This is a genomic window from Paraburkholderia haematera (assembly GCF_905220975.1).
GTDB classification, from domain to species: Bacteria; Pseudomonadota; Gammaproteobacteria; order Burkholderiales; family Burkholderiaceae; genus Paraburkholderia; species Paraburkholderia haematera.
In genome coordinates this window covers 110,302-116,880 of the sequence record NZ_CAJNBK010000022.1, presented here as the reverse complement: position 1 = coordinate 116,880, position 6,579 = coordinate 110,302, and the positions used below count along the sequence as shown (strand labels likewise).

Below are 6,579 nucleotides of genomic sequence, written 5' to 3'. Positions count from 1 at the left end.
TCTGAAGCACGCCTATGGCTGAGAGCGCAACCATCGCGCCCACCATCAACACATCGCCGTGCGCGAAGTTGATGATGCCCAAGATGCCGTAAACCATCGTATAGCCCAGTGTGATGATGGTCTAAACGCTGCCAAGCACCAGCCCGTTGAGGACCTGCTGGATGAAGATATCCATTTAATGCTCCTTAGCTCGTGCAGCCGAATTCGAACACGCGCCCGAACCGCCCGGTCGAGCGCATGTGCGTAATGTCCGCGCAGCCTAGCGGCAGACATCGCTGCATTGACCGGCTTCCCAGCCGGCCAAAAGCAGCGTTACAACCTGACAAAGTCGAGCAACGTCTTTTTGCCGCCCTTGTAGGTGTACAGCGAGATCACGCCGTGCTTCAGGTCGCCATGCGCGTCAAAGGTCGTTTCGCCGGTTACGCCCTTGTGGTCGGTCATCGGCATCGCCGCGAGGATCTTCGCCGGATCCGTCGAGTTAGCCCGCTTCATCGCATCGACGATGATGTATAAGGCGTCATAGCTGTACGGCGCGTACATCTCCACCGGGTGGCCGAACCGCTGCTGGTACTTCGCGAGGAACACCGGACCGTCCGCCATTTTCTCGAACGCCACGCCGGCTACCGAACAGACGACATTATCAGCCGCTTCGCCAGCCAGATCCGCGAGGTTGTCATTACACACGCCATCGCCACCCAGCACCTTCGCCCGCACGCCGAGTTGCCGCGCCTGTTTGGAAAACGGGCCGCCAGTGGAGTCCATGCCGCCGTACATGATCGCCTCGGGATTTTCGCCCTTGATCTTGGTCAGGATTGCCCGGAAATCGACGGCCTTGTCGTTCGTCGCATCGTGCGACAGCACATTGATGCCCAGTGACCTGGCGGCCTTTTCAAATTCACTGGCGAGGCCTTGCCCGTATGCGGTGGAGTCGTCGACGATCGCGACGCTCTTAATTTTCAGCGTCCTCGCGGCGAAGTTGGCCAGCGCCGGGCCCTGTTGTGCATCGGTCGCAACGATGCGGTAAGTTGTCTTGAAACCTTGCAGCGTGAAAACCGGGTTGGTCGCCGACGGCGAGACCTGCACGATGCCTGCGTCGCTGTAGATTTTCGAAGCTGGGATCGATGTCCCCGAGTTCAGGTGGCCCACCACAGCTAGGACTTTGTCGTCCACCAGCTTCTGGGCGACCTGGGTTGCCGTACGCGGGTCAGCCGCGTCATCCTGGGCATCCAGTTCCAGTGTGACCTTCTGGCCGCCGATCACCAGCCCCTTCTTGTTGATTTCTTCAATGGCCAGACGCGCGCCGTTCTCGTTGTCCTTGCCCAGATGCGCGATGCCCCCGGTCAACGGAGCGACGTGACCAATCCTGACGACTTCGTCGGCCTGAGCGGTGGTGGCAAAGGTTGCGAACAGCGCGACTGCCGCGCTGATCGGCAGCATTCTTTGCAGGTTGGTTGTCATTCGAGTCTCCAGTTTTAGGTTGATATATCTCATTAGTGCTGCTTATAAACCCTTCTTTAATCACCCGTACGGGTCACTTTTCGCTGTGTTTCCGGCAAGACGTCGGCAGCGCGCGCAGGACGCATCCTGCGCCGCCTGATCTTCCCGGCATGTCAGTGCTCAGAGCCGAGGCTATGGTGCAAATTTCGGGCGCAAGCGAAAGACGGTGTATTCACTATTGCATCATCGTGCTGAAAGGACTGACTTCCAAACAGCGGGCGCAGTGGTATCTTTGAGGCACAACCGTGCGAGGTTGAACTGACCTTTGCGAATGCCATGCATCAACTCCACGCCCGATATCGTAATGGCCGCATTCCTGAAGCGTTTGAAGCCGAGCATTGCGTTGACCCTGGACCTGATGTTGCGATGATCCTGCTCGATCAAATTGTTCAAATACTTCGACGATCGCAACGTCGTGTCCGCGGGCAGAAACTGGTCCGCCTTCATTTCCAGCACCGCGCGGTGAGACGCAGCGTAACCGTCCAGTGTGATTGTCTTCGGAGCGAGCCCTTGACTCCTGATCGCTTTCGCGAAGAAAGCCTTGGCCGCAGCGACATCGCGCCTGGCGCTGAGCCGGAAGTCGACCGTCTTTCCCGCGCGGTCAACTGCACGGTAAAGATAGACCCATTTGCCACGGACTTTCACATACGTTTCGTCGACTCTCCACGAGCGCCCCGCGGATTTTGCAAACCGGTCCCAGCGCTTGAGGAACTCCGGCGTGAAGCGTTTGACCCAGCGCATGATCGTGGTGTGCGCGAGCGACAGCCCGCGCTCGGCCATCATTTCAACGAGGTCTCAAAAACCGAGCTTGTAACGCAGGTACCAACGCACACACAGGACGATGACTTCGTGGTCGAAGTGGCGGCCGTTAAACAGCCTGTCGATGTCTGTCAGCTTACTCATAGCCTGCCCGCGCTAGTCAAAACCGGAGCTTCACCTACTGGCTTCTCCGATTTGCACCGGAGCCTCCATAACAATAGGGCGTTGGGGCGGCTTCCGCCGACGGACTCCACGATCAGGCTGCCCACCGTAAAGCGGTCATCGCTGGACGTTCTGGTGCAGGCGGAAATACACACCAATTGCCGTCGTCGTGGAGGAAGAAATATATTGTCAGCGCGCCCGCGGGTCGCAATGCCTCGACGCGAACATAGCGTCGCCGACTCGAAGGTCGCCGGCCGAACGCCGTGACCCTAATTGGCGTCCCAAGGTTCAGGCCGAGCCATTTGTCAACCAACAAACGCAGAGTACTGTGCGCTGAATTCATCATCGCCTCCTTACAACGCATGGCTCCGCAGGAGCGGAGTACGTCGTTAGTAGTACAAAGTCGGCGTTGCGTTGTCCGCACCGTCTAAACGCGATGCCTCGCGTGTGCAAATTCAGACCGACAATCGTGCGGGTGCTGCTAAGCCAATTTCTAACTCATGACGTCTAGCCCATTGGTCGGCATAGTTGCGGCTGCACGTTAGCCTGAGTCACTTGTTTATAGCTATAAGAGCCAATTCACGAGCAGTAAGTTGAGATGGGGCGTGGAGCATAAAGGCTGCAGGTACGTCTCCATTAGTCAGCACCAGTGGAATCTCAGTACATGCCATCAGGAAACACGTCGTGCCCGTCAGCCTCGCCATGTGAACAACCGCGTCTACAAAACAACCGCGTCTACAAAACAACCGCGTCTACAAAACAACCGCGTCCAACGTCGTACTTGCCTGCATTTACTCCGTCGTAGATTCCGGCCATAAGAAGCTGGAGTTCAAAGCTATCGGGCTTAACACAATCTATCCCGTATCTCGTCAGTGAATTTGCGTAAACTCCCGACTTCACCGTGCCTGCCGTTGCGAGTAGGCCGACTTTCGTTTCCTGGGAGCTGGCGATCTTTTTCGCGACCACATCCCCCATGTGAATGATGTTAAAGCCGAACTCGTTGGAAATGACTTTGCAGTCTCCGGATCTCTCAACATGTCTGTGCATCCATCGAGGTTCCATTACATCACGAATCAGAGGCTCGCAATCGTCCCATCGACTAGACGATCATTCCATCTGGAGGGACTATCATGGGTTCCGACACGGCATCGACCCGTGCGATATGACGATAAGATGTAAAGTGTCGTCATTACTAGACCGTGGGATTGATCAGCAGCGAAAGGAGGTTCCGGAGCGAACCAATGTTCACGCGCTCCATATATCGGTCGGCGGCCTAAGCACCGCTGCACGCGCCCATTCTCCGATGAACGTCCTCCAATTCACCACGGCGGTTGAACGATGATTCCTCCGGCTTTGCCACATCAGTCGGTACTACCCCATGAATTCTCGACCAGCTTTGCTGACGTCGGCTCGGTAGTGACGCTGAATTCTCCCACAGTCCTTCTGGACTACAAGACTCTGTCCGATACCCCGGTCGCGCAGGAGATCAGCAGGTGGCCCTATGTCTACGATAAAGAAAACAAAACCGCATCGCTATATAAGTGCGAATTGAGACATATCGGCAATCAGGTGCGGGTAGAAGTTCACCTCAAGATTCTGGGCTATCTGGGCGATGGGAGTGTTGGACATTCCAATTTGTTCGCACTGGTTTCCGTCATGTCTGATTAGGAAATCAACCGGAGAACACCTTCCGCGAAACATTGCCATACCGCCGTTTTGAATTTAGTCTGCCTAAGTGAAAAAATTATTAATAAATTTTTTATTTAATTGCCACGAATAAGATTCGTCATGCCAGCGAATCCAACTCGAACTCGAGCCTCTTAGCTGCTGCTTTCGGCTGTGGTGCAAATTTCGGGCGCAAGCGAAAGACGGTGTATTCACTATTGCATCATCGTGCTGAAAGGACTGACTTCCAAACAGCGGGCGCAGTGGTATCTTTGAGGCACAACCGTGCGAGGTTGAACTGACCTTTGCGAATGCCATGCATCAACTCCACGCCCGATATCGTAATGGCCGCATTCCTGAAGCGTTTGAAGCCGAGCATTGCGTTGACCCTGGACCTGATGTTGCGATGATCCTGCTCGATCAAATTGTTCAAATACTTCGACGATCGCAACGTCGTGTCCGCGGGCAGAAACTGGTCCGCCTTCATTTCCCGCACCGCGCGGTGAGACGCAGCGTAACCGTCCAGTGTGATTGTCTTCGGAGCGAGCCCTTGACTCCTGATCGCTTTCGCGAAGAAAGCCTTGGCCGCAGCGACATCGCGCCTGGCGCTGAGCCGGAAGTCGACCGTCTTTCCCGCGCGGTCAACTGCACGGTAAAGATAGACCCATTTGCCACGGACTTTCACATACGTTTCGTCGACTTTCCACGAGCGACCCGCGGATTTTGCAAACCGGTCCCAGCGCTTGAGGAACTCCGGCGTGAAGCGTTTGACCCAGCGCATGATCGTGGTGTGCGCGAGCGACAGCCCGCGCTCGGCCATCATTTCAACGAGGTCTCAAAAACCGAGCTTGTAACGCAGGTACCAACGCACACACAGGACGATGACTTCGTGGTCGAAGTGGCGGCCGTTAAACAGCCTGTCGACGTCTGTCAGCTTACTCATAGCCTGCCCGCGCTAGTCAAAACCGGAGCTTAACCTACTGGCTTCTCCGATTTGCACCGGAGCCGTAATGACCACACTTTACATCTTATCGTCATATCGCACGGGTCGATGCCGTGTCGGAACCCATGATAGTCCCTCCAGATGGAATGATCGTCTAGTCGATGGGACGATTGCGAGCCTCTGATTCGTGATGTAATGGAACCTCGATGGATGCACAGACATGTTGAGAGATCCGGAGACTGCAAAGTCATTTCCAACGAGTTCGGCTTAGGGAAGGTCTGCAAAAGTCATGGCGTCGACGTCCGGGTGGACTATCCTGGGAGATAGGAAAGTTTAAGGAGTGCCTTGATGACACAGCTTGGTCTTGGTCTGGATCTTTCAACGAAACGCACGCGCAAGCGGGAATTTCTTGATGAGATGATGCGCGTTGTGCCTTGGGCGAGATTGATTGCGCTGATCGAACCGTACTATCCGACCGGTAAGACTGAGCGACCGCCGTTCCCGATTGCGACGATGTTGCAGTTCCATTTCATGCAGCAGTGGTTTGGTCTGTCGGACCCGGCGATGGAAGAGGCCCTTTATGACGTGCCGCTTTACCGCGACTTTGCAGGGCTGGACGGGGGTGTGACGCGTTTGCCGGACGAGAGCACGATTCTCCGGTTCCGTCACCTGCTCGAAACGCACGGGCTGGCAGCGCAGATGCTCACACTGGTCAATGAGATCCTGAGCGAAAAAGGCTTGATGCTCGAGACAGGATCCGCGGTCGACGCTACCTCGATTTCAGCAGCCAGCTCGACGAAGAACGGCCCTGGCAAACGTGACCCGGAAATGCACCAGGTGAAGAAGGGGAATCAATGGTACTTCGGGATGAAGGCCCACGTCGGCGTGGACGCGGAGTTCGGCCTAGTTCACACCGTCATCGGTACAGCGGCCAACGTTCACGATATCAATGCAGCCGAAGCGTTATTGCACGGCCAGGAAACGGATGTGTACGCTGACGACGGCTATCAGGGTATCGAAAAACGCTGCAAGGCGAATTCGGTTCGCTGGCATGTCGCGATGAAACCAGGCAGGCGCAGACAACTGGACCTGAGCGATCGGCTGGACGCGATATACGATGAAATCGAACGTCTGAAGGCTGGTATCCGCGCCAAGGTTGAACATCCGTTCCGTGTTCTCAAGCGGCAGATCGGCTACACGAAGACACGGTACCGCGGGTTGATGAAGAACACTGGCCAGATCACGACGCTGTTTGCGCTGGGCAACCTGTGGATGGCCGTAACGGTTCAAAAGCCGGACGGCCCATGTCAGCAGACTCTAATCACACATAGGATTTAATTGGCAAAAAGGTCGGCGCTCCGAAAACGAGTTGCGCAGACCTTCCTTAGATGTTGAGCGCGCTGTTCGGCTGTTGGGTAATAACTAGGTGGCCTTGTGGTGATATGAGGTTGCCAGCCATCGCGACTCAAACTCGAACTGAAGTTTCCTACGGAGAGAGCTCTCTTCATATTGCGTGACGTCGATCAACCGAGTGGGTGCGCGAACGGTTGCTA

Annotated in this window: 4 protein-coding genes and 2 pseudogenes; 2 read left to right on the top strand and 4 right to left on the bottom strand. The window is 55.7% G+C overall.

Annotation, left to right across the window (positions count from 1 at the left end; translation table 11 throughout):
- From KHO23_RS27755 to KHO23_RS27745, 3 genes and pseudogenes are all read right to left on the bottom strand, one after another.
- Nucleotides 1-118: ABC transporter permease subunit (locus tag KHO23_RS27755; protein WP_407946080.1), on the bottom strand; the 118-nt coding region annotated here is incomplete at its 3' end.
- Between the two features lie 194 nt (nt 119-312).
- The gene (locus KHO23_RS27750; RefSeq protein WP_211615106.1) at nt 313-1,458 is read right to left on the bottom strand and encodes a branched-chain amino acid ABC transporter substrate-binding protein; all 1,146 of its coding nucleotides are present in this window, start codon (nt 1,456-1,458) and stop codon (nt 313-315) included.
- Between the two features lie 222 nt (nt 1,459-1,680).
- Nucleotides 1,681-2,391, bottom strand: a pseudogene (locus tag KHO23_RS27745) (IS6 family transposase).
- A 1,365-nt stretch (nt 2,392-3,756) separates the two neighbouring features.
- On the opposite strand from KHO23_RS27745, the gene KHO23_RS27735 reads away from it, so the two are divergent.
- A complete protein-coding gene (locus KHO23_RS27735) occupies nt 3,757-4,086 on the top strand; it encodes a hypothetical protein (RefSeq protein ID WP_211615100.1) in 330 nt (109 codons plus the stop codon).
- 220 nt (nt 4,087-4,306) lie between these two features.
- On the opposite strand, the pseudogene KHO23_RS27730 reads toward KHO23_RS27735, so the two are convergent.
- Nucleotides 4,307-5,026 (bottom strand): annotated as a pseudogene (locus KHO23_RS27730) (IS6 family transposase).
- Nucleotides 5,027-5,374: 348 nt separating this feature from the next.
- Between KHO23_RS27730 and KHO23_RS27725 the strand changes: the two are divergent.
- Nucleotides 5,375-6,364: an IS5 family transposase gene (locus tag KHO23_RS27725; RefSeq protein ID WP_211615097.1), complete on the top strand. Its 990-nt coding sequence runs from the start codon at nt 5,375-5,377 to the stop codon at nt 6,362-6,364.
- Nucleotides 6,365-6,579: the final 215 nt, after the last annotated feature.

Excerpts from the sequence above, each read along its gene's own strand:
- KHO23_RS27750 (WP_211615106.1), bottom strand. The coding sequence starts at position 1,458 with ATGACAACCAACCTGCAAAGAATGCTGCCGATCAGCGCGGCAGTCGCG.
- KHO23_RS27735 (WP_211615100.1), top strand. The coding sequence starts at position 3,757 with ATGATTCCTCCGGCTTTGCCACATCAGTCGGTACTACCCCATGAATTC.
- KHO23_RS27725 (WP_211615097.1), top strand. The coding sequence starts at position 5,375 with ATGACACAGCTTGGTCTTGGTCTGGATCTTTCAACGAAACGCACGCGC.